This window comes from Cupriavidus gilardii, from assembly GCF_013314895.1.
Classification (GTDB): domain Bacteria; phylum Pseudomonadota; class Gammaproteobacteria; order Burkholderiales; family Burkholderiaceae; genus Cupriavidus; species Cupriavidus gilardii_C.
Genome location: NZ_JABTYE010000007.1, coordinates 43,029 through 64,410, shown reverse-complemented (window position 1 = coordinate 64,410; position 21,382 = coordinate 43,029). Strand labels below are relative to the sequence as shown.

At 68.8% G+C, this 21,382-nt stretch carries 15 protein-coding genes; 5 read left to right on the top strand and 10 right to left on the bottom strand.

What is annotated here, in order from left to right; all coding sequences use genetic code 11:
* Window positions 1-32: 32 nt before the first annotated feature.
* Window positions 33-1,622, bottom strand: a complete 1,590-nt coding sequence (locus tag HTY53_RS09015) for an ankyrin repeat domain-containing protein (protein WP_174106158.1) — start codon at window positions 1,620-1,622, stop codon at window positions 33-35.
* A gap of 303 nt (window positions 1,623-1,925) precedes the next feature.
* Complete coding sequence (locus tag HTY53_RS09010; RefSeq protein WP_174106157.1) at window positions 1,926-2,177, bottom strand: GlsB/YeaQ/YmgE family stress response membrane protein; 252 nt, start codon at window positions 2,175-2,177, stop codon at window positions 1,926-1,928.
* A 215-nt stretch (window positions 2,178-2,392) separates the two neighbouring features.
* On the opposite strand from HTY53_RS09010, the gene HTY53_RS09005 reads away from it, so the two are divergent.
* Window positions 2,393-3,328 (top strand): DedA family protein/thiosulfate sulfurtransferase GlpE, encoded by a 936-nt coding sequence (locus HTY53_RS09005; RefSeq protein ID WP_174106156.1) that lies wholly within the window; start codon window positions 2,393-2,395, stop codon window positions 3,326-3,328.
* Between the two features lie 196 nt (window positions 3,329-3,524).
* The gene (locus HTY53_RS09000) at window positions 3,525-4,556 is read left to right on the top strand and encodes an LLM class flavin-dependent oxidoreductase (RefSeq protein ID WP_174106155.1); all 1,032 of its coding nucleotides are present in this window, start codon (window positions 3,525-3,527) and stop codon (window positions 4,554-4,556) included.
* A gap of 64 nt (window positions 4,557-4,620) precedes the next feature.
* Here HTY53_RS09000 and HTY53_RS08995 read toward each other — a convergent pair whose 3' ends face one another.
* From HTY53_RS08995 to norR, 3 genes are all read right to left on the bottom strand, one after another.
* Window positions 4,621-5,445, bottom strand: coding sequence for a hypothetical protein (locus HTY53_RS08995; protein WP_174106154.1), 825 nt, complete (start codon window positions 5,443-5,445; stop codon window positions 4,621-4,623).
* A 221-nt stretch (window positions 5,446-5,666) separates the two neighbouring features.
* Entirely contained in the window at window positions 5,667-8,669 is a 3,003-nt protein-coding gene (locus HTY53_RS08990) for a transglycosylase domain-containing protein (protein WP_174106153.1), read from the bottom strand.
* Between the two features lie 271 nt (window positions 8,670-8,940).
* Window positions 8,941-10,578, bottom strand: coding sequence for a nitric oxide reductase transcriptional regulator NorR (gene norR, locus HTY53_RS08985; protein WP_174106152.1), 1,638 nt, complete (start codon window positions 10,576-10,578; stop codon window positions 8,941-8,943).
* A 162-nt stretch (window positions 10,579-10,740) separates the two neighbouring features.
* Between norR and hmpA the strand changes: the two genes are divergently transcribed.
* Window positions 10,741-11,928: an NO-inducible flavohemoprotein gene (gene hmpA, locus HTY53_RS08980; RefSeq protein ID WP_174106151.1), complete on the top strand. Its 1,188-nt coding sequence runs from the start codon at window positions 10,741-10,743 to the stop codon at window positions 11,926-11,928.
* 36 nt (window positions 11,929-11,964) lie between these two features.
* Here the strand turns inward: hmpA and HTY53_RS08975 are convergent, their stop codons facing one another.
* Both HTY53_RS08975 and HTY53_RS08970 read right to left on the bottom strand, forming a co-directional pair.
* On the bottom strand, window positions 11,965-12,912 hold the full coding sequence (locus HTY53_RS08975; protein ID WP_254599877.1) for a hypothetical protein: 948 nt from the start codon (window positions 12,910-12,912) through the stop codon (window positions 11,965-11,967).
* Window positions 12,913-13,011: 99 nt separating this feature from the next.
* A complete protein-coding gene (locus HTY53_RS08970; protein WP_254599876.1) occupies window positions 13,012-13,599 on the bottom strand; it encodes an HAD domain-containing protein in 588 nt (195 codons plus the stop codon).
* 406 nt (window positions 13,600-14,005) lie between these two features.
* Here HTY53_RS08970 and HTY53_RS08965 point away from each other — a divergent pair, with 406 nt between their 5' ends.
* A complete protein-coding gene (locus HTY53_RS08965; protein WP_174106150.1) occupies window positions 14,006-15,526 on the top strand; it encodes an alanine/glycine:cation symporter family protein in 1,521 nt (506 codons plus the stop codon).
* A 28-nt stretch (window positions 15,527-15,554) separates the two neighbouring features.
* Here the strand turns inward: HTY53_RS08965 and HTY53_RS08960 are convergent, their stop codons facing one another.
* The 3 genes from HTY53_RS08960 to HTY53_RS08950 form a co-directional block, all read right to left on the bottom strand.
* The gene (locus tag HTY53_RS08960) at window positions 15,555-16,226 is read right to left on the bottom strand and encodes a response regulator (protein WP_174106149.1); all 672 of its coding nucleotides are present in this window, start codon (window positions 16,224-16,226) and stop codon (window positions 15,555-15,557) included.
* Between the two features lie 352 nt (window positions 16,227-16,578).
* Complete coding sequence (locus tag HTY53_RS08955) at window positions 16,579-19,290, bottom strand: ATP-binding protein (RefSeq protein WP_174106148.1); 2,712 nt, start codon at window positions 19,288-19,290, stop codon at window positions 16,579-16,581.
* Window positions 19,291-19,475: 185 nt separating this feature from the next.
* Window positions 19,476-20,009 (bottom strand): hypothetical protein, encoded by a 534-nt coding sequence (locus HTY53_RS08950; RefSeq protein ID WP_174106147.1) that lies wholly within the window; start codon window positions 20,007-20,009, stop codon window positions 19,476-19,478.
* 217 nt (window positions 20,010-20,226) lie between these two features.
* Between HTY53_RS08950 and HTY53_RS08945 the strand changes: the two genes are divergently transcribed.
* Window positions 20,227-21,363: an extracellular catalytic domain type 1 short-chain-length polyhydroxyalkanoate depolymerase gene (locus HTY53_RS08945; RefSeq protein ID WP_174106146.1), complete on the top strand. Its 1,137-nt coding sequence runs from the start codon at window positions 20,227-20,229 to the stop codon at window positions 21,361-21,363.
* Window positions 21,364-21,382 lie beyond the last annotated feature (19 nt).

Here is a 21,382-nt window from a genome sequence, read left to right as displayed (position 1 = left end):
CGGTCGGGTGCAAACGGGGTGCCCCGTTTGCTTCAGCCCTGGCAGGTCTTCAACATGCGCGCCGCGTGCGCATTTCCAGCTGCCGTAGCGTAAGCCAGTGCGGTCCGCCCGGAGTGGTCGCGCAGTTCCCAGTCGGCGCCGGCGCCGAGCAGCACGGCGAGAATTTCGATATGACCGTTGGCCGCCGCATGCATCAAGGCCGTGGCGCCGCGAATGTCCCGCGAATCCACCGAAGCGCCGTGGTGAAGCAGCGCTTGCGCGGTGTCGCGGTGCCTGCTGCGACCCCTCAGCAGGTCCTGGCACCGCTCGCTGACGGTCGAAGGCGCGCCGAATTCGGCAATCGGACCGATACGATCGATCCGCATCCTCCCAACCCGTTCCTGCGGCGACAATCCCGCGGATAGCGCCGCCGCATGCAGGGCGACGAAGGCCAGGGCGGAGCGCCCTTCGCCATCCTTGGCGTCGACCGCGGCGCCATGGCGTAGCAACACCTCGACCGTGGCGCGGTGACCTGCCACGGCGGCGAACATCAGCGCCGTCCGGCCCAGGGCATTGCGGGTATCGACGGCCGCGCCGGCATTGAGCAGCCTGTCGACGATGCCGTCGTGCCCGCCAACGGCCGCGGCCATCAGCGCGGTGTCTCCGCACTGGCTCGGCACCTCGGTGGCCGCCGAAGCGGCGAGCAGCCGCTCGACCACGGCGACGTGGCCGTGGAAGGCGGCGAGCATCAAGGCGGTGTCGCCGCTGTCCGCCGCGCCCAGATTCAGCTGCCGCATGCCGTGCTCGTCGGCGTGCAGCAGCAGCATGTCGACGACGCCCTCGTGGCCCTGTTCGGCGGCGACCATCAGTGCTGTCTTGCCGCCCTGCACTGCAAGATCCAGCGGCATCTCACAGGCCAGTAGCGCTTTGACTCGTGCGCGGTCTCCGTGAGTCACCGCCTTGGCCATGTTGACGAGATAGGCCCGATACCAGCCGTCATGCCGTTGCAGGTTGGCGATGACTGGTTCCATGCCGCGTGTTGGCTGCCGTTGCACACCCAGCCCGCGCTCGTAGGCATAGCCGCCATCCGCATCCGGTACGAACGCGGCGAGCCAGCTGCCGCCGTCGCCGTTCCGGTCGGCATGCGCCAGCAGCCAGTTCAGGCGGGCGGGCTCGGCGTCCCGCTGGCCGAAGGCAATGTGCAGGGCGGTTTCTCCCCGCATATTGCGCGCGTCGAGGCGGGCGCCCTGTTCGAGCAGGCAGGCGAGGATGGCGACCGGCGCCCCGGAGCGGATGGCGAAATGCAGCGGCGGATCGCCATGGGAATCGCACAGGCGCAGCGCATCGGGCGTGGCGGCGACGGCTTGCCGGATCAGCGCGAGCTTGCCGCTACGGATGGCAGCGTGCGGGGTAGGGATGACGCGCCCGTCCGTGCCGGGGGCCCAGCTTCCCTGAAACGGCGGCGCCTTCAGCGTGCGGGAGGGTCCAGGCGATGCGGAAAATTGCGGCGATTCGGATGATTGCGGCGATTCGGATGATTGCGGCGATTCGGATGATTGCGGCGACGCACCCGCCGCCGGCCGTCCGCCGTGTCCGTTGGCATTCGCGTTGGGGGGGAAGGGTTCGAATGGGTCGCGATGCATGCGGCGTCCTCCATCGGGACTGGCTCGCCGTCCGCCGCATGGATAGGGCGGGAACGGTGGCGGGCTGGGGGAACGCCAGCCTACGTACCGTGCTGCGCGATTTCTTACGGAAATGTGTCGGTAGTTCAATCTTTCGCAACAACAGCGTCGGTACTGTTGCAGGAAAGCAGCGAACTGCGAATGGGGTGCCGGGTTGCGTGCGACCGCAGGCGAGGGGGGGCAAGGGCGAGCCCGGGGGCGCGCGAGAGAACAAGGGGCGAGGCCGGCGGTGGCCTCGCCCTGTTTGGGCGGCTTGCGCGGATGTCAGGTTCTGCGCCGCACCAGCCCGTAGATGACCAGCAGCACGATTGCGCCGATCACCGAAGCGATCCAGCCGGCCGGCTCCCCGGGGCGATACCAGCCGAGCGCCTGGCCGACATATCCGGCGATCAGCGAGCCGCCTATGCCAAGCAATATGGTCAAGATCCAACCCATCTTGTCGTCGCCAGGCTTGATGGCCCTGGCGATCAGCCCGACGATCAGGCCAACGATCACCGTACCGAGGAATGACAGCATACGCATCTCCCAGTTGCGAGCGGCCGGGGGGTCCGAGCCGCTTCGGCGCCATCTTGCCACGGCTTCGGGCGCAGGGCGAGCGGTCCGGGGCATCCGACATTCAGAGTTTTTGAAACGATCGACCAGTCCAGGACCGGCCGCAGTGGCCGCAGTGCTGGCAAACTTCGCCCATATCGCGAATCATCGCGCCATCGATCATTCATCGGGAGACCGCCGTGGGCGAATTGCAGGTCCTGCTGGAACAGCACGGACTGACGCTGGTATTTCTGAACGTCCTTATCGAGCAGGCGGGCCTGCCAGTACCCGCGTACCCGCTGTTGCTGGTCGCCGGCGCGCTCGGCATGCGGGAGACCGGCCCGTCGATCGGCGCGGTTCTGGGCGCCGTGGTGGTAGCCTGCCTGATTGCCGATTCGCTTTGGTACTTCGCCGGCCGGCGTCTCGGCCAACCGATGCTGCGCACCATCTGCAAGGTATCGCTGTCGCAGGACAGCTGCATCCGGCAGACGCAATCGCTCTATCTGCGGCTGGGACCGCGCTCGCTGATCTTCTCCAAGCTGTTGCCGGGCGCCGGTGCGCTGTCGACCGCGATGGCGGGCATGACTGCCACGCCGTTCACGGTCTTCCTGTTCTACGACGCGATCGGCGCCGTGGTCTGGGCCGGCGGGGCGCTGATGATCGGCGCGGCGTTCAGCGATGCGATCGACGCCGTGCTCGACGCTTTCGGTACCTATGGCCATCTGGCGCTGATGCTGGCGCTTCTGGCGCTCGCGCTCTTTATCGTCTGGCGTTGGTGGAAGCGGGTGCGGCTGCTGCGCCGCACCCGGCGGATCCCGCGCATGAGCGTGATCGAGCTGGAGGCGCGGCGCCAGGACGGCCGCCTGCCACTGGTGCTGGACGTGCGCGCACCAGGCAGCGCGGCGCTCGAGCGCATCCCCGGCGCGCTGGTGGTGGACCCGGAGGCGCCGCTGGACGTACTCGCCGAACATCCTCCTGCCGTCGAGATCGTGGTCTATTGCGCCTGCCCCAACGAACTGTCCGCCGCGATGCTGGCCGAGCGCCTGCGCGCGGCCGGCTACGCCAATACCTGGGCACTGACGGGCGGCATCGACGCATGGAAGCAACTGCACGGGGAGCGGGCGGCAGCCGCTTAGCCGAGCACGGCACCGGGTCGATGGGGCGGGAGACCCTTCCGACAACGAGGGAAGAGAACGGCTATAGTTGCCGTTCCAATCGATCGCCGCCCCGGCAGGCGCCGTGGCGGCGCCGGGATGTGTCGATGTCTCGATGTGCCAACGTGCCATCGATCGCCACGCCCGGCCACAAACCGTTCCCGCATCGTCTTCCCGCATGACCGCTTCCACCACTGCCTACTCCCTGCTCGACCTTTCGCCGATTCCCGAGGGAAGCGACGCCGCCCAATCGATGCGCAATTCGCTGGACCTGGCCCAGCACGCCGAACGCTGGGGCTATCGCCGCTTCTGGCTGGCCGAGCACCACAATATGCCGGGCATCGCCAGCGCCGCCACGGCGGTGCTGATCGGCTACGTCGCCAATGGCACCTCGACCATCCGGGTCGGCTCGGGCGGCATCATGCTGCCCAACCATTCGCCGCTGGTGGTAGCCGAGCAGTTCGGCACGCTGGCCTCGTTGTTTCCGGGTCGTATCGATCTCGGGCTCGGCCGTGCCCCGGGCACCGATCAACTGACCGCGCGTGCCTTGCGCCGCAGCGCGACCCACGATACGGCCGACACTTTCCCGCAGGACGTCGAGGAGCTGCAGGCCTATTTCGACGAACCGCGTCCCGGCCAACGGCTGCGCGCGGTGCCGGGCGCAGGCCTGAAGGTGCCGCTGTGGCTGCTGGGCTCGAGCCTGTTCAGCGCGCAGCTGGCCGCATCGATGGGCCTGCCGTTCGCCTTCGCCTCGCATTTCGCGCCGGGCTTCATGCGCCAGGCGGTGGATCTGTACCGGCAGACGTTCCGGCCTTCGGAGGCGCTGTCCAGGCCGTACGTGATGCTCGGCCTGAACGTGTTCGCGGCCGACACCGAGGCCGAGGCGACCCGTCTGTTCAGTTCGCTGCAGCAGCAGTTCCTGGCGCTGGTACGCGGCACGCCCGGACGCATCCGTCCGCCGGTCGACGATATCGAATCGATGTGGACCGAGACCGAGGCTGCCCATATCCGCCGCTCGCTGTCCTGTTCGGTGGTCGGCGACCTCGATACGGTTCGCGAGGGCATGCAGCGCTTCGTCGACGATCTGCGTCCGGACGAGCTGATGCTGACGGCGCAGATCTACGATCACCAGGCCCGGCTGCGTTCGTTCGAACTGGCCGCGCAGGCCGCGCAGCAACTGCGGTCGGTGAGCGGCGCGCAGACGCTGTAGCGCCGCATACTTGCCACCGGCGCCGCCGCCGCCGCCGACGCCCTGCTGCGGCTTTTGCCACGGCTCATGCCGCCGCGGTGGTGACCCCGGTGGCCGTGCCGCTCGGCGCCTGCCGATGACGGCGCACGTTCTCGATCAATTCGCGCCGCGCCGCGTCCAGCCATGCGGTGCGATGCCTGACCGGGTCCCTCGGCGACAGCGTCGCCGCACTGATTTCGCCGAGGAAGTAGCGCACCATGCTGCCGGCGCGCGCCGGCACCGGCATCATGCCAAGCAGCTGGCCCGGGGCGATGACGCCGGTGTCGGCGGCGTGGCGCAGGCCTGCCCAGGCGGTACGGCCGAGCGCGAGATAGAGGGCATCGTTGCGGACGCGTGCCAGCCGCTCGAGGAATTGGGTCTCGAACGCACGGCGCAGCATGGGAACGGCGGGCAGCGCTTCGAGCGTGCCGTCGAAGGCGAGTCCCCGCCGCATCGTCGCCTGTGGCAGCAAGGCCATCGGTTGCAACAGGTGGAAGCCGTCTTCCCACAGGACCGTCGCGCGTTCGACGCCGACAAGCGAGGGGATGTCGAAATGATCGAGCATGCGGATCAGGTTCGGCCGTACCAACGGCCCGCCGAGTTCGATCTGGCGCTTGTTTTCCAGCTGGACGATGCGGCCAGGTGCGTGCGCGCGCAGCAATGCCTCGGTCAGTTCGGCGGCGAGCCGCACGTGCATATGTCCCGGGGTCGTGCTGACCAGCACGAGCCGCGCAGTGGCATTGACGTGTTCGAACGGCACGTAGCTCATAACGTAGGTGCCGTCGTTGTCGACGACGATGGGATGCGCGATCACGGCATTGGCGCCGCCTTGCCGGATGCGCCCGCAGTAATCTTCGATGTAGCTGCTCAAGTTGCCCCCGTTCCACAGCGACGTATTGTTCTGCCTGCTTGTCGGCGGTTGCCGATATCCGTCGGTTGCTTGCATGGTAAGCGCCGGAACGGGGCAGGCAAAGTCGCGGCGCGACGTTTCGGGCGCGGTGCAGTGCGCCATTGGTGGGGCAGCGAACAGATGGCGTCAACCGCGCCTGAGGAAGCCCTGGGCGGGGCGCGCCGTCGGGCGACAAGCGCCGTTCAACCGCCGGTGCAGGCGAGCGTGGCCGGTCCGGCCTGCGGGTCCATCGCCACGATGGTCGGTGCCAGACCGCGCAGCAGCTTGACCGACAAGGCGCTGGTGAAGTTGTAGCGCGCCGCATGCGGGCCGCGTACATGCAACGTGACAGTGCCGAAGTAGCGCTCGCCGATCGTGAAGACGAAGGTCGCCGAGCGGCTGACCGCGCGCGACGCGATCACGTAGCCGCCGCGGCCGAACACCATGTGCCGATGATCGCCGGTGCCGGTCTTGCCGCCGAGCGCCATGCCGCGCTCCGCAGGAAAGACGCCTTGCGCCGAGCGCGCGGTACCGCCCTCGACCACATCCAGCAACGAGCGCCGCGCCAGCTCCGCGACGTCCTCCGGCAGCAGGCGCTTCAGCTGCCCCGGTCGCAGTACGAAGCGGGTTTCGTAGGGCGTGCCGGTGGCAAAGTCGAGCCAGCGCACGGTCTCGGTGTACGGCTGCACGCCGCCGCTGAGCAGGATGCCGGCCAGTTCCGACAGCGCCGCGGGACGATCGCCCGAGGCGCCGACCGCGGTGCCATAGGAAGGCGTCAGCGTGTCGAAGGGATAGCCCAGCCGGCGCCAGCGCTCGCCGATCCGTTCGAAGGCATCGCGCTCGAGCAGAATGCGGATGCGGTTATCCTGCCCGGCCTTGCTGCGCGTGCGGAACAGCCAGGTGTAGACCTCCTGGCGCACGTCGGCGCTGGCTTCCAGCACCTGTTTCAGATCGGCCTCGGAGTGGTCGTCCAGATAGTCGATCAACCACAGTTCGAGCGGGTGAATGCGCGACAGGTAGCCCCGGTCGTTCAGCGAGAATTTGTCCTTGCCGTACTTGTCGTAGAGCGCGAACACATCCTCGTCGTCCAGCCTGGTGCCGAGCTTGGCGCGCAGATGGCGCGCGAAGGTGGCCTCGTCCATGGTCGGATCCGCGCTGCGCAGCGCCACCGCGACGCGCACCGCGATCGGCTTGACCCGTTGCAGCAGCAGCGCGATGCGGGCCTCCTTGTCGAGCGCCTGGTACTTGCGATAGAAGCCGGTCAGGAACTGGCTGCCTTCTTCGTCGGCAAAGCGCACCAGCCATTTGCGGCGACCGGGGGCATCGCGATCGGCCAGCAGCTCGCTGGCATCGGGATGCGCACGGTGGACCTCGTAGCGGACGATGTCGCGCATCATGCGGATGAACACCAGATTGACCGAGTGCTGGAAGGCACGACGCACCGTCATGTTCTGCACGCTGGCCGAGCGCTCGAAGTTGGTGAAGGTCTGCAGCCCGCCGCCGGTGAAGAACGCTTCGCCGGCGCCCCCGGCGTACTTGCGTTCGAGCGCGGCCTCGAGCATGGTGCGGCGATCGCTGCCCGGGTTCTTCAGCAGCCAGTCGATCGACCAGCGCGTCAATCCGTCCTGCGGCGGGACCGGGACGCTCTGCAGCTCGGCGCGCGTCATGCCGGCGTAGCGGTCGTGCAGTTCGGCGATGAGCTCCAGATAGGTCACCAGCGTGCGCAGCTTGGCGGTCGACCCGAGATTGAGCCGGGCGCCGCTGTTGAGGTCGAACGGCTGATCGATATTGTCGGCCTGCACGCGCAGATAGCTGGCATTGCCGACCCGCTCGAACAGCGTGAAGCTGGCCGCGAGCTTCGATGGATCGTCATGGTCCCGCAGCATGTTGTGGCCATAGAGCCCGAGCTCGCGCGCTCCCTCCTTGTCGCGCAGCTTCATCAGCGTTGCGGTGATCTGGCGCTGCGCTTCGGTGTTGATGGTGCTGGCGACCGTCAGGTCGAGCCGGTCCAGATCGTAGCGGCTGGAGACGCCAAGCAAGCGCGACAGATCCGCGCGTACCTGGTTGATGGCCTTGCGCGTGACGAAGGGATCCGCGGGCGGCAGCGAGGGGACCGGCGCCTTGTCGAGCCGCGCCGCGAGCGCGGCGTCGCGCAGCCGGGGCGTGATTACCCCGGCGCCGGCGAGCAGGCGCAGATAGCTGTCGGTCAGCGGCTCCAGGTTGGTGTCGTAGCGGCGCAGGTGATACGAGGGGCGGCGCTGCGCGATGATCAGCGACAGCGCCTGCTTGAAGACCTGCGCCTCGCGCGGCGTCGGCGGCCTGAGCTCGATCTCGTGCAACATCCGGTTGGCTTCGTCGAAGTCCTCGCCGTACCAGTAGTACATGCCGTCGCCGATGCCGTGGATCTCGCCGCGGCCATTGCGCGCCGACAGCGGTACGGTATTGAGGTAGTCGACCACGATGCGTTCGCGCGCCCGCACGGTATCGCGGCCTTCGAGATAGGCGCGGACCGAGGCCGAGCCCATCTGTCGCAGTTTCTCCGAGATCGACGACGTGCGTCCCTGCGGCGAGTGGCGGTATTTCTCGATCTGCGTGGCGAGCGTGCTCCCGCCCGGCGTGTCGCGCTCGCGGTCGACGATGGAGATCAGCTGATCGACCCCGGCGCGCGACAGCCGCCGCCAGTCGAGCGCCGGATTGCGGGTCGGATATTCGGGATTGAGCAGCCCCTGGTTCTCGACGAACAGCAGCGAGTTGGCCAATACCGGCGGCACCTCGCGGTAGTCCTGGTATTGCCGCTCGGGGAAGCGCTGCACCGACACGCTGCGATCGTTGCAATCGAGCAGCGCCAGCCCGGCACGGGTCTTCTCGCGATAGGGCGTGTACAGGCCGAGATCGAGATATTCGAGCATCGCCTCGGACATCCGGGCCTGATGCTCGCGCACGAAGCCGCGCGCTTCGAGCAGCTCGGTGTAGTGCGGAATGCGGGCATAGCCGAGCCGCATATCGTAGGGCCCGGCATCGGGGAAGCGGATGCGGTCGCTGGCGCCGGGCGCGATGGTGTAGGTCAGACGCTGACCCCAGTCGTGAAAATAGCGCGCCTGCCACCGCGAGGTGCGAACCTCGTCGGCGATCAGATGAGCGGCGAAATAGCAGGCGCCGCCAACCAGGACCAGCAGGACAACGATAGGCCAGACACGACGCGACACAGTTCGCTTCCGGTGCTATTGGTGGTCGATCGAAGCGTCATTGCGCACTACGGGCCGCGCGCCTCCGACCTCTAGTATTGGCGCTAGCCGGCGTTTGCACAGGGCTGCCGACAGAAATTTTTCTGGCCGGGTTCTCGAGGTCAGCGAACGCGCCCGGGGGATCGGCTCGCAGGGCCAAGTATGCCTTGACCGTCGCTCGCCGAGAAGGGAGCGGGCCCGAGCGGGTCGGAGCGGGTCCGAACGGAACTGTGCGGGCCGGCGAGCGCCAGGATCAAGACCGGGAGGAGGGGCGGCCTGCCTGGCGCCTGGCCTCCGGCGCAACGCCCAGTCGCCGCGCCAGCCGGTGAAAGTTGCTGCGATCCATGCCGGCCTCGCGCGCGGCGGCCGCATAGGCGCCGCCGTGCCTGGCCAGCGCGGCTTCGATCCAGCGCCGCTGGAATGCGTCGGTGGCCTCGCGCAGGGTCCCGCTTCCCGGGTGCGGGCCGGCATCGGGAGTGCCTGCCGGCTGTGGCTGCAAGGTCCGATGGGCCAGGCTTGGGTCCGCCTGCGCCGGCGGCCGGCCGTGATGGTCGACGTCCTCGTTGCCATGCGCCAGCCGGCTGGTGCCGCTGTCCAGCCCGAGGTGGCGCGGCTCGATCGCAATCCAGCGCGCCCCTCGGCGGGATTCGGCCAGCGCGCGCAGGGCCGCCCGGCTGATCAGATGTTCGAGCTCGCGGACATTGCCGGGCCAGGAATACGCCGTCAGCGCCAGCGTGGCGTCGGGCGACAGCCGCAGGTTGCGCGCACCGAGCCGGTGCTGGTTTTCCTCGAGGAAGCCGCCCGCCAGCGCCAGCACGTCGCGGCCGCGTTCGCGCAGCGGCGGCACGCGCAGCGGATAGACCGACAGCCGGTGGTACAGGTCTGCCCGAAAGCGTCCCTCGGCCACCGCCTTGCCGAGGTCGCGGTTGGTGGCCGCCAGCACGCGCACGTCGACGCGCAGCAGCCGGTCGCTGCCGGGCCGCTGCACCTCCCCGCTCTGCAGCACGCGCAGCAGCTTGGCCTGCACCGGCAACGGCAGTTCGCCGACCTCATCGAGAAACAGCGTGCCGCCGTCAGCCAACTCGAACTTGCCGACGCGATCCTGCACCGCGCCGGTGAAGGCGCCGCGCTTGTGGCCGAACAGCTCGCTGTCGGCCAGCGTCTCCGGCAGCGCCGCGCAGTTGATCTGTACCAGCGGCCGGTCGCGCCGGGCGGAGCGGTCGTGCAGCCGCTGCGCGACCAGCTCCTTGCCGACGCCGGTCTCGCCAAGAATCAGCACGCTCAGGTCCGAGCCGGCCACCGTGTCGATTTCCTGCTTGAGCCGCTTCATCGCCACGCTCTTGCCCAGCAGGTCGCGCGGCTGGCCACGGACCTGCAGGGCGCGGCTCATTTCGCGCTCGCGCGCGGCCCGTTCGGCCAGCGTCCGGATCGTCTCGTCGGCCTCGATGCCGGATTCGAGCATCGTTACCACGGCCTGCATCTGGCCCGCGGAAATGTCGGCGAACGCGCCTGGCCGCAGCGCGTCCAGCGTGACCAGGCCCCACAGCCGGCCGCCGCAATGCAGCGGCGCGCCCATGCAGTCGTGGATCGGCAGGATGTCGGGCTGACCCTCGATCAGACCGTCGTACGGATCCGGCAGGCCGCAATCCGCGGCGAAACGCACGCCGTCCTCGCTGTCGAGCAGTTGCGCCAGACGCGGGTGGGCCGACACCGGGAAGCGGCGCCCCAGCGCATCGTCGCTCAGGCCGTGCACGGCGACCGGCACCAGCACCTCGCCTTGCAGCTTGAGCAAGGCAGCCGCATCGCAAGCGACGATGCCGCGCGCGGCCGCCAGCAACTGACGGAAACGTCCTTCGTCGGCCATCGTCGGGAAATCGGAATTTGTGGTCATATGGACACCAGTGTAGTCCTTTGGACCACGGAACGATCGTGGTCATTCAGACAACTGGCCGACATGGTGCCATGGAAATCAAGGGCTTGCGCCGGTAGTCGCGCTGGCACGCCGCTTGATATGACTTCGATACCCATCGACGTCCATCAGAGGAGCGTTTCCATGCTGTCCCCGAATACCATCGCGCTGGTCAAGGCCACGGTGCCCGTGCTGAAGCAGCACGGCGAAGCGATCACCCAGCACTTCTATCGGCTGTTGCTGACCCGGCATCCGGAGCTGAAGGCGTTCTTCAACGAAGCCCACCAGGTCCAAGGCACGCAGGCACGCGCCCTGGCCGGCGCGGTGCTGGCCCTCGCCAGCCATATCGACCAGCTCGACGCGCTGGCCGGCGCGTTGCCGCGCATCGTGCAGAAGCACGCCGCGCTGGGTGTCCAGCCCGAGCATTACCCGATCGTCGGCGGCTGCCTGTTGCAGGCCATCCGCGACGTGCTGGGCGAAGCGGCGACCGACGACATCGTCGGCGCCTGGGGCGAGGCCTATGGCGTGCTGGCAAAGATCCTGATCGATGCCGAGGAGGCGGTCTATCGCGACAATGCCGCCCAGCCAGGCGGCTGGCGCGGCACGCGCGGCCTGCGCATCGCCCGCAAGGTGCAGGAGAGCGAGATCATCACCTCGTTCTACCTGGAACCGGCCGATGGCGGCACGTTGCCGGCCTTCCGGCCCGGCCAGTACCTGACGCTGCTGTTGACCATCGACGGTGCGCCGACCCGTCGCCATTACTCGCTGTCGGATGCCCCCGGCAAGCCGTGGTACCGGATCAGCGTCAAGCGCGAGCCGGGCGGCCGCGCGTCGAACTGGCTGCACGACCACGCCGCCGTGGGCGATGTGCTGCAGGCGCTGCAGCCTTGCGGCGACTTCGTGCTGGAGCAGGCGGCCAACGACCGGCCGCTGTTGCTGGTGACCGGCGGGGTCGGCATCACGCCGGCGATCAGCATGCTCGAGGCGGCGGCGCCGGCCGGCCGGCAGGTCCATTTCATCCATGCCGCGCGGCACGGCGGCGTGCATGCCTTCCGCAAGCGGGTCGACGTCATCGCCAGCAACCATGCCAATGTGAGCGTTTGCTACGTCTACGACACGCCGCGCGAAGGGGACGCGCCCCACGCTGTCGGCTTCGTCACGCGCGAACTGCTGGCGAGCCGACTGCCGGCCGATCGCGACGTCGACCTCTACCTGCTGGGACCCAAGCCCTTCATGCGCTCGGTCTATGCCGACGGGCGCGCGCTGGGCATCCCGCCGGAACGGCTGCGCTTCGAATTCTTCGGGCCGCTGGAAGACCTGCAGGCGGCTTGAGCGCCGTGAAGTGGAACGAGCCGGCGGTCGGCAGCGCTACTGCCCGGCCTCCGGCATGCCGATCGCCGTGGTTTCGATGACCTGCTGTTGATCGCCCTGGCGGATTTCCGTGCGCAACACGAAGGCTTCGCTGGGGCAGTACCAGTCGGTCACCGTCATGTTGTAGGGGTCGGGCCGTTCGACATCGTCGCCGATATGGACCTCGCCGAGCGAGGCCTGCTTGTCATACCGGATGGGCAGGCATTCGCGGCGGCCCAGCGGCGTGTCGATCTGTTGCCTGCGGCCGACCCGCCGTTCGCTGATGTGGATCGACGCGCGGGGCACGCGGATGGTCGTCACCGCTTCTCCCGAATGCAGGCTGTTGATCTGCAGGCTGGCGCTCGAGTGCAGCGATTCGCCGGGCAGTATGCCGCCCTCGCGGATCTCGTGGCCGGCATAGGACAACAGTCCGGTGCCTTCGAACGAGGCCTCGCCGAACAGCCGGGCATAGCGCGCCTGCGCATTGATGGTGGCGTGCTGGCTGCTGATCCGGCCGTTGGCCGAACCCGTATCGCGGACCAGCGTCAGCCGGTGCATCTGATCCATGACCACCGGCGGGCCCATCATCGCCGCCAGCGCGGACTTCGAGTGGATGTCGAGCCAGGCCGCGCAGCCGCCCGGCACGGGGCCGGGATGGCGCACCGTCATGGTGATCGACATTGGCATCTGGCCGTCGGCCTCGAGTTGCGCGCGGGCACCGCCGCGGAACCAGGGCGCCTGGCAGACGGGAGGGGCGCTGGCGGTCTCGGCGGGCGTCCGAGCAGCGGACGGGGAAGCGTACGGGGCAGCGGACGGGGCAGCGGACGGTGCGGAGGCGTCCGGCGGGGCGGCGGACTGCGCGTGCGAACTCAGGCCCCAGACCGCGGCCAGGATGGCGGGCAGATGCCGCGGCCAGCCGCGTTGCCAGTGGATGCCGCGTCGGTCAGCCAGCGCGGCTGTTGTCATCTCCGCCCCCTCGTTCATGCCGCCACATTATGCAGACGGGGGGGCGGGATTGCCTATGCGGGCCGATCCCGACGGAAGACGGCCAGGCGCGGGCCCAGGTCAGGCGTGCGCGGGCTCGGTCAGCGGCGAGGGCACCAGTCCGGGGAGGGCGCCATGGCGCGCGGCGCGCCGCAGCTGCTGCAGGCGTGCCTGCAGGCGCGGATCGGGCTGCGTCGGCGGGTACATGCCATTGGGGCAGGCCACGCCCAGCAGGTCCAGCGCCTGCTTGAAGTCGTCCAGCGTCAGCCCCTTGGCCGGGTCCAGTGCGATCAGCCGGGGCTGCAGCGACGCGTCGACGGAAGCGGCATCGGCGGTCAGCACCACGTAGTTCTGCGGAGTCGGGCGCGTCGCGGCGAGGTAGGCCGCGACTTCCGCGCCGAAGCCGCCAGCGGCGGCCGGCGCGAAGGCCTCCACCTGCAGGTCCAGCTGTTGCACCAGCGCTGCACGGGCGCTCGCGCCCCAGGCATGCGGCATCACCACGCGGGCGCCGGCGAGGCCGAACAGCCGCCGTACGAAGCCCAGTGCGACCGGATCGAACAGGCGCAGTTCGCGCACCGTGCCGGTCTCCGGTTTGCCGCCGAGCCGTGCGGCGGAGCGCTCGGAGAACAGCACCCCGGGCACGTCGAGCATGATCAATCGTTCAGACATGAAATTCCTCTGCATCCATCGGAGCGGTAGGGGAGCGTTCAGGTTACGACGCACGATCGGGCCTGCGGCCGGCCTCGGCGGCGACAACATGAAACAGTTCTGTAACTTGTGGTTCGGTGACGTAAAAACCGCCTGTCAGTGCCGACTTTTGTTTCCCGGCGACACAATTCCGGCGGCTTGCGACCCTGCCGATCATGCCCGCTCGTGGTGCACGATCCTGCATCCCACAACGCGCCAGGCGCCGTTTCGGACGACGAATTCGGGTTCTCCCTAGGTGGGGAGATAACGATCGGTTGCGGTATGGTTACGCCTTTTTCCAGGGGGGCGGTTTTGCCTCGACCCCGGGGCACCTCGACCGTCGACATGACGGGCACCATCTCGCCCGAACCCGACTCGGAGATTCGCCATGAACGAAATTGTCGATGCCGTCAACGGCATCATCTGGAGCTCGGCACTGATCTATCTGTGCCTGGGCGTCGGTCTGTATTTCTCCATTCGCACTCGATTCGCCCAGGTGCGCCACTTCTTCGGCATGATCCGCCTGATGCTGGACGGCAAGTCCTCGGCGCAGGGCGTCAGCTCCTTCCAGGCCCTGGCGATGTCGTTGTCGGGACGGGTCGGCACCGGCAATATCGCTGGCGTGGCGACCGCCATTACCTTCGGCGGTCCGGGCGCGGTGTTCTGGATGTGGGTGATGGCCTTCCTCGGCGCCAGCACGGCGTTCGTGGAATCGACGCTGGCGCAGATCTACAAGGAAGAGGTGGACGGCCAGTATCGCGGCGGCCCGGCTTACTACATCGAGAAAGGACTGGGCACCAAGTGGTACGCCTGGATTTTCGCGCTGGCGACGATCCTGGCCTGCGGCGTGCTGATGCCCGGCGTGCAGTCGAACAGCATCGCGGCCGGCATGGCCAATTCGTTCGGCGTCGAGCCGGCGGTAACCGGCGCGGTGCTGGTGATCCTGCTGGGCCTGATCATCCTCGGCGGCGTCAAGCGTATCGCCAAGTTCGCCGAGATCGTGGTGCCGTTCATGGCGCTGGGCTACATCCTGGTGGCCTGCGTGATCATCGCGCTCAATATCGGCAAGCTGCCCGAAGTCATCAGCCTGATCCTGCGTAGCGCCTTCGGCCTGGAGTCGGCCTTCGGCGCGGTGCTCGGTCTGGCGATCCAGTGGGGCGTCAAGCGCGGCGTCTACTCGAACGAAGCCGGTCAGGGTACCGGCCCGCATCCGTCGGCGGCAGCCGAGGTGTCGCATCCGGCCAAGCAAGGTCTGGTGCAGGCATTCTCGATCTATGTCGACACGCTGTTCGTCTGCTCGGCGACGGCCTTCATGATCCTGATCACCGGCGCCTACAACGTGGTCGGTCCCGCCAAGGAAGCCCTGCACTCTGGCCTGGCCGGTGTGGAAGCAGGTCCGGGCTTCACCCAGCATGCGGTCGAAAGCGTGCTGCCGGGCTTCGGCGCCGCCTTCGTCGCGATCGCGCTATTCTTCTTCGCGTTCACGACCATCGTCGCCTACTACTACATCGCCGAAACCAACGTCGCGTACATCAACCGCAAGATTCACCGCCCGTGGATGGTGTTTCTGCTGAAGATCGCGATCCTGGCCGCCACGCTTTACGGCTGCGTGCGCACCGCGACGCTGGCCTGGGCGCTGGGCGATATCGGCGTCGGCCTGATGGCGTGGCTCAACATCGTGGCGATCGTGATCCTGCAGAAGCCCGCGCTGAAGGCGCTGCGCGACTACGAGGCGCAGAAGCGGCAGGGCCTTGATCCGAATTTCGTGCCCGGCCCGCTGGGCATCGATAACGCGGTCTTCTGGGAGCAGCGCGCAGCCGGTGCCAAGCAGCGCCGCCCGGGCGACGATCAGGATGGCGGCGAACCCGCCGTGTCGCCGGTCATCGCGGCGCCGCGCTCCGCCGAATAAGACGGATCCTCCAGCCGTGCGCCGTCGGCTAACCCGCCGACGGCCGCGGCAGCATCAAATCCTGGCGGGCGGCAAAGTCGAACAGTTCCCTGTCGTTGCTGGCCCCCAATTTCTGCATCGCGCAGTTCTTCTGCCGACTGATCGTCTTGACGCTGCGGCTTAGCGCCGTGGCGATCTGCGTCACCGACTTGCCGCTCAGATAGAGCCGCAGCACTTCCGTTTCCCGCACCGACAGACTGCCGATGCCGGCGCGCTCCTCCGGACAGGGGTAGCGCGCACTCGATTCGGCCAGGATGCGCGCCGCCGATTTGCCGATATAGGTCTGGCCGCGCTCGACCTGGACGAGGGTATGGACCAGCTCGTCGAGCGGCGAATCCTTCAGCAGGATGCCCTGCACCGGTACTTCGACGATCGCCCGCAGGATCAGCGGGTTGGTCATCATCGTCAGCACCACGACGCGCATCTGGGGATGCTGCCGGCGCATCTGGCCGAGCATCCGCAATCCATCCTTGGCCTGGCCGCCGGGCATATGGTAGTCGGTGACTACGACGTCGGGCGTACACGTTGCGATGGCGCGAAACAGTGCCTCGGGCGTCGTCACGTCGGCGCAGACCTGCCAGCCGGCGTGCCCCTGCAGAACGCTGCGGATCGCCAGGGAAATCGCGGGATGGTCGTCCGCGACTACGATGTTCAGTGCCATGCCATTGCTCCTCCGCCCGCTTGCCGAGCAGCATCGCAATGTGCGGCTGGTGCCAGGGGCGTGCGGTCCATCGGAAAAGAAGCGCCGCCCGGCAAATGCCGTGCGGCGCAAAGCGCGTCAAATCTGTATCGGGAAGCCGGTGACACGATGGAGGAACGGACACAACAACAAAGCGGCCCGACACAGCGACAGCGCGCATGCCCACCCCCAGACCAAAAACGGGAAATAGTCGGAAAGCGCTGCAATGCCCGGCCAGATTAGCGGGCAAGGGCGGGCAGGAGGATAAGAGGAGTCTCAAAACGCGATCCGGGACGAGGGCTGGTGCGCACTCACGCGAGGCGAGCGGCCTGGCTCAGCGCGACAGCGTTCTGGCCCACCGCGCCAGCGCCGGCACCAGTTGCGCCATCGCCGCCGCCACGGCGCCGGCATCGCCGTCGCGGCACGCCGCCTCCAGGGCCTCGCAGCCCGCCGCGACGGCATCGGCCGATACCATCCGCGCGGCGCCCTTGATCCGGTGCGCGAGCGCGTGTGCGGCCTGCCAGTCGGCGCGCGCCACTGCGACGCGCAGGGCGGCCAGGTCCGCCGTGTTGCCGGCCAGCAAGGCAGCCCGTACCGCCGCGTCCGGGGCAAGCGCGATGGGCTCCGCGGCGAATGCCGTCGAAGGACATCGGCCAGCCGGGGGCTCGCCCAGCCAGTGTTGCAATGCGCGCCCGAGCGTGTCGAGATCGATCGGCTTGAACAGGCAATCGTCCATGCCGGCCGCCAGCGCCTGCTCGCGGTTATGCGGCCGCGCGTCGGCGCTGTAGCCGAGCACCGGCACGCGCGGCCGTGCCAGCGCCCGCTCCTGCGCGCGCAGCTTGCGCGCCAGCGTGAAGCCGTCCATGCCGGGCATATTGCAGTCGAGAATCACCAGATCGAAGGCGGGATCCGACGCCGCACACCGCACCAGCGCGTCGTGCGCATCGCCGGTACCGACCGCCTCCACGCCCAGATGCCGCAACTGGCGCGCCAGCAGCATCCTGCCTGCCGGATGGTCGTCGACGATCAGCGCGCAATAGCCCTTGTGCAGCGGCGCGACGGCGGGCCGGCGCGCGGCCGTCTGATGGCTGGTGCTCCGCAGCGCGCGTCCGGCGCAGGCCTCCGCCGGCAGCGTCAGCGTCAGCAGCGCGGTGGTGCCGTGGCCCGGCCGGCTGATCAGTTCGAGGTCGCCGCCCATCTGGCGGGCAAGCTGCCGCGAGATCGACAGGCCAAGGCCGGTGCCGCTGGTCGCGCCGGCTTCGGCCGCCCGGTAGAAGGGCTCGAACAGTCGCGGCATCTGATCCGCGGCGATGCCCGGTCCGCGGTCGCGCACCACGATGCGTACGGTTTCCCGATTGGCGTCCTCGCCCCCGCTCTCCAGCTTCACCGTGATGTCGCCATGTCCGCTGAACTTGATCGCATTGCTCAGCAGATTGCCGACGACCTGCCGCAGCCGTTGCGGATCGGCCCGATGGCGCCGCGCCTGCAGCGGCCCGAGCTGCAGCCGGATGCGCAGACCGCGCGAGGCCGCCAGTGGCCGAAACGCATGGACCCATTGCCGCAGCAGCGTATCGAGCTGGACCGGCTCGGGCCGGATTTCCATCCGGCCGGCCTCGAGCCTGGCCATGTCCAGCAGATCGCCAACCAGCGCCACCAGCGATTTGGCGCAGTCGTGCGCCGTGTCGATGTAGTGGCGCGCCTCGCCATGGATGGCGGTCTTGTGCTTGAGCAGGTCGAGGATGCCGATCACCGCGTGCATCGGCGTACGGATTTCATGGCAGATCGTGGCGAGCAGGCTTAGTCGATCTGCTCCGGGCGATGTGCCAGCCGATGCGCCGGCCGCTGTGGCGGCCGATATGCCAGCCGATGTGCCAACCGATGCGGAAGGACGGGGCAAGGCAGTGCGGTGGGCAGCGTCCGCCGAAGGCCGCAGGCGGGCGGCGCTGCGCCGGCTTGCGGCGCGCGTGCCGCCGAGGCGCCGGTGCAGCGTGCTGGCGGCGCGCGCGATACGCCGGCCGTGTCGATGCAGGGCGACGGCGCACGCGCCCATTGCCGTCATCCAAAGCATGGTGCCGAGCGAGCAGGTCAGCAGCCAGGGCCGACGTCCGTGGGACGCCGGCTCCGGCGCCGGCACCGCCGCCCGCGGCCCGGCCGGCGTCGGTTCCGACGACGCCCAGTCGGCCTGCAGCGCGTCCCAGTGCATGGGCGGGATGGCAGCCAGCGCCTTGTTCAGGATCATGCGCAGCTGTGGCGCCGCGGGCGAGACGCCGAAGCCGATTGCGGCCGGCGGCGGCCCCAACTGGCCGGCCACGCGCAGGCGTGGCGCAAAGGCGCGCCGGACCATGTAGCGCGCGCATGTCAGCGTGTCGACGGCGGCGTCCGCCTGGCCATGCGCGACCATGCGGTAGGCCTCGGTATTGGAGCTGGTGCGGATGATGGTCGCGTTGGGCACTTGCGCGAGCCGCTCCGCCAGGCCGCGGCTGCCGCGGCGCACGGCAATGCGCATGCCGGTCAGCCCGCTGGCATCGCGAATCGCGCCGTTGGCGGCGTGGGTGATGATGACCCAGGGCGTGATCAGATAGGGCAGCGACGGTTGCAACCGCTGCGCCCTGCGTCCGGCTTCGCGTATCGCCCCGGCATCCGCCGCCGCGGACGAATCGGTCGCCAACGCGGGGACCAGCAGCACCGAGCCGTTGTGCAGGGCCGCTTCGCGTGCTGCGGCGTCTTGCTGCCAGACCGGTTCGAAGCGCAAGCCGGTGATACGTCCGACCTGCTCCAGGGCCTGTACGGCGATACCGGCGGCATGTCCGCCGGTGCCGACGAAGACCATCGGCCCGCCGATCGGGGACGCGCTGTAGCGCACCACCGGATGCGCGGCCAGCCAGCGCCGTTCGGCCCCGGTCAGCGTGTCGGCGAGCAGCTCGCGCACGGCTGCGGTATCGTCGCGTCCCGTGTGGGTGCGGCCAAGCTGGGCCGCGACCAGCGCCGCCCACAGCAGGCAGCCGCACGACATCAGACCGCACAGCCTGCGTTCAGAGCGCTGCATCGGCCGGCCGGCGCATCGTCGCCGCCATGCACGTCGTGCGATTGGCAAGATGGGATGACATCGAGGCGACCTCCGCGCAGACACAGTGAAGCGGAGGAATCTAGCCAATGCGCCATGCTGCGACTATCGCAGTTCGACGCGGACGGTGTTCTATCGGACGCGTTGCCCGCAATCCGATGCCGCGGTCAATCCTGTTCGCAGCGGCCGGGCGCGATCGAAATTTCGCCGACCGGCCGGTCGCCGATGCCGGTGTAGCGGAACACCAGCGCGATGCCGAGGCGGCCCAGCACCGGCACATCCGGATTGCGGCAGATGCCGCGCACCAGAGCCGGTGTGGCGCTGGCCATGAAGGCCGCGGTGCCCTCGCGGGAGGCGTCGAAGCGGACCAGGTTCAGATGGAAGATCACGCGCTTGCCGCGTTCGCCGCGGCAGCCGTCCAGGCGCGTGGCGGTATCGAGCAGGATCGGGCCGGAACGCGTCAGCTCCTGGCAGGCGCTGCCGAGCGCCACGTCGGTACTGCTTCCGGTACCGGTGAGCCGCGTGACGCCATTCATGCCGGTCGGCCGGCCATCGGCCACGCCGACCAGCAGCCGGGCCAGCGCCGACATGCTCGATGGCGCCGTGGTCGACGCGGCGGCGTTGCCGTGCTGGGCCACCGCGGGCCACGATGCGCAGGCGATCAGCGCGGCGGCGCGCCACGGGTGGGGCAACGAATTCAAAAGCGAGTTCCGCATGAGATACCGGTATCGAGGTCGCCTCGAACGGCGGCTGCGGGCGGGCTGCCCGTTTGCCATGGCGAAACCATAGCGAGCCGATTGCCGGTGTGCTGTCAGTCACTGTCCTACATTGGTAAGCCAAATGCGTTGATTTCCATGTGCTATGCTGCAACGCAGCAAAAATGAACCGGGAGCGTTCGCACGCTTCCCCAATCCGCGCATGGCAAGAAGCTTGATGGGAAATTGGCGGCATCCGTGGCGGCAGCTCGGCACGTTGCCCCAGCAGTCGGCGCGTCACCTTGGCAGCTGGCTCGATCGCCTGGACCGTCGGGGCTCTGCAGCGCCTGCGGCCCGCACGCGGGTACCGCCGCCAGTGGCGCTGCCCGCGGGCCCGTTGCCGGGCCAGTGGTCGCAGCGGCGCCTGAAGCTGCCGGCAATGGCCGGCGAACTGGTATCGCAGCTCAGCTACTGGCTCTATGAGCCCTCGCGCCGGCACACCGGGCCGCTGCCGCTGGTGGTGATGCTGCATGGCTGCCGGCAGACCGCCGAAGACTTCGCCGCCGGCACGCGCATGAACGCGCTGGCCGAGCGCGAGGGTTTCCTGGTCGCCTACGCCGAACAGCCGCTGCGCCGGCAATTGCAGCGCTGCTGGCAATGGTTCGACCTCGCCGCCAGCGAAGGCGCGCGCGAAGCCCAGGCGATCGCCGCGCTGATCGATGCGCTGGCACTGCGGCGCGATATCTGCCCCGAGCGGGTCTATCTGGCGGGTTTGTCGGCGGGCGCCGCGATGGCGGCCGTGGTGGCCTTGCGCTATCCGGACAAGATCGCCGCGGTCGGCCTGCATTCCGGTGTGGTGGTCGGTGCCGCCGATTCGGCGCGGGCCGGTCTGCGGGCGATGCAGCAGGGCTCGCGTGCCGAGCCTGCTGCCTTGCTCGATGCAGCCGGTGTCGCGCTGGCGGGCAAGCCGATGCCGGCGCTGATCCTGCACGGCATGGACGACGAGGTGGTGCACCCGGTCAATGCGCGCCTGCTGGCGCGGCAGTTTCTGGCCTACAACCGCTTGCCGGACCGCGTCGAGGGCGGGCGGCGCAACGGTGAGCCGGCGCGCGGGGCGGCCGCTCCGACCGGGCATGAGCGCGGCGGCGCGCATGGTGAAGGCGATTCGCCCGACATGCCCGCCGGCCACTACCTCGAGTCCCGCTTCGGCTACGCGCGCCGCGATCTCGTGCAGCTATGCGAAGTGGCCGGGCTGGGCCATGCCTGGAGCGGCGGCGATCCTGCCTATCGCTATCACAGCGACACCGGGCCGGCGGCCAGCATGCTGATGTGGGAGTTCTTCCGCGAGCATCGCCGCTGACGCGCCGGCCCGGACGGGC

Coding starts and splice junctions, on each gene's coding strand:
- HTY53_RS08960 (WP_174106149.1), bottom strand. CDS start 16,226: ATGGCACTGAACATCGTAGTCGCGGACGACCATCCCGCGATTTCCCTG.
- HTY53_RS09000 (WP_174106155.1), top strand. CDS start 3,525: ATGACCGCTTCCACCACTGCCTACTCCCTGCTCGACCTTTCGCCGATT.
- HTY53_RS08945 (WP_174106146.1), top strand. CDS start 20,227: ATGGCAAGAAGCTTGATGGGAAATTGGCGGCATCCGTGGCGGCAGCTC.
- HTY53_RS08970 (WP_254599876.1), bottom strand. CDS start 13,599: ATGTCTGAACGATTGATCATGCTCGACGTGCCCGGGGTGCTGTTCTCC.
- HTY53_RS08975 (WP_254599877.1), bottom strand. CDS start 12,912: ATGACAACAGCCGCGCTGGCTGACCGACGCGGCATCCACTGGCAACGC.
- HTY53_RS08955 (WP_174106148.1), bottom strand. CDS start 19,290: ATGCAGCGCTCTGAACGCAGGCTGTGCGGTCTGATGTCGTGCGGCTGC.
- norR (WP_174106152.1), bottom strand. CDS start 10,578: ATGACCACAAATTCCGATTTCCCGACGATGGCCGACGAAGGACGTTTC.
- hmpA (WP_174106151.1), top strand. CDS start 10,741: ATGCTGTCCCCGAATACCATCGCGCTGGTCAAGGCCACGGTGCCCGTG.
- HTY53_RS09015 (WP_174106158.1), bottom strand. CDS start 1,622: ATGCATCGCGACCCATTCGAACCCTTCCCCCCCAACGCGAATGCCAAC.
- HTY53_RS08965 (WP_174106150.1), top strand. CDS start 14,006: ATGAACGAAATTGTCGATGCCGTCAACGGCATCATCTGGAGCTCGGCA.
- HTY53_RS09010 (WP_174106157.1), bottom strand. CDS start 2,177: ATGCTGTCATTCCTCGGTACGGTGATCGTTGGCCTGATCGTCGGGCTG.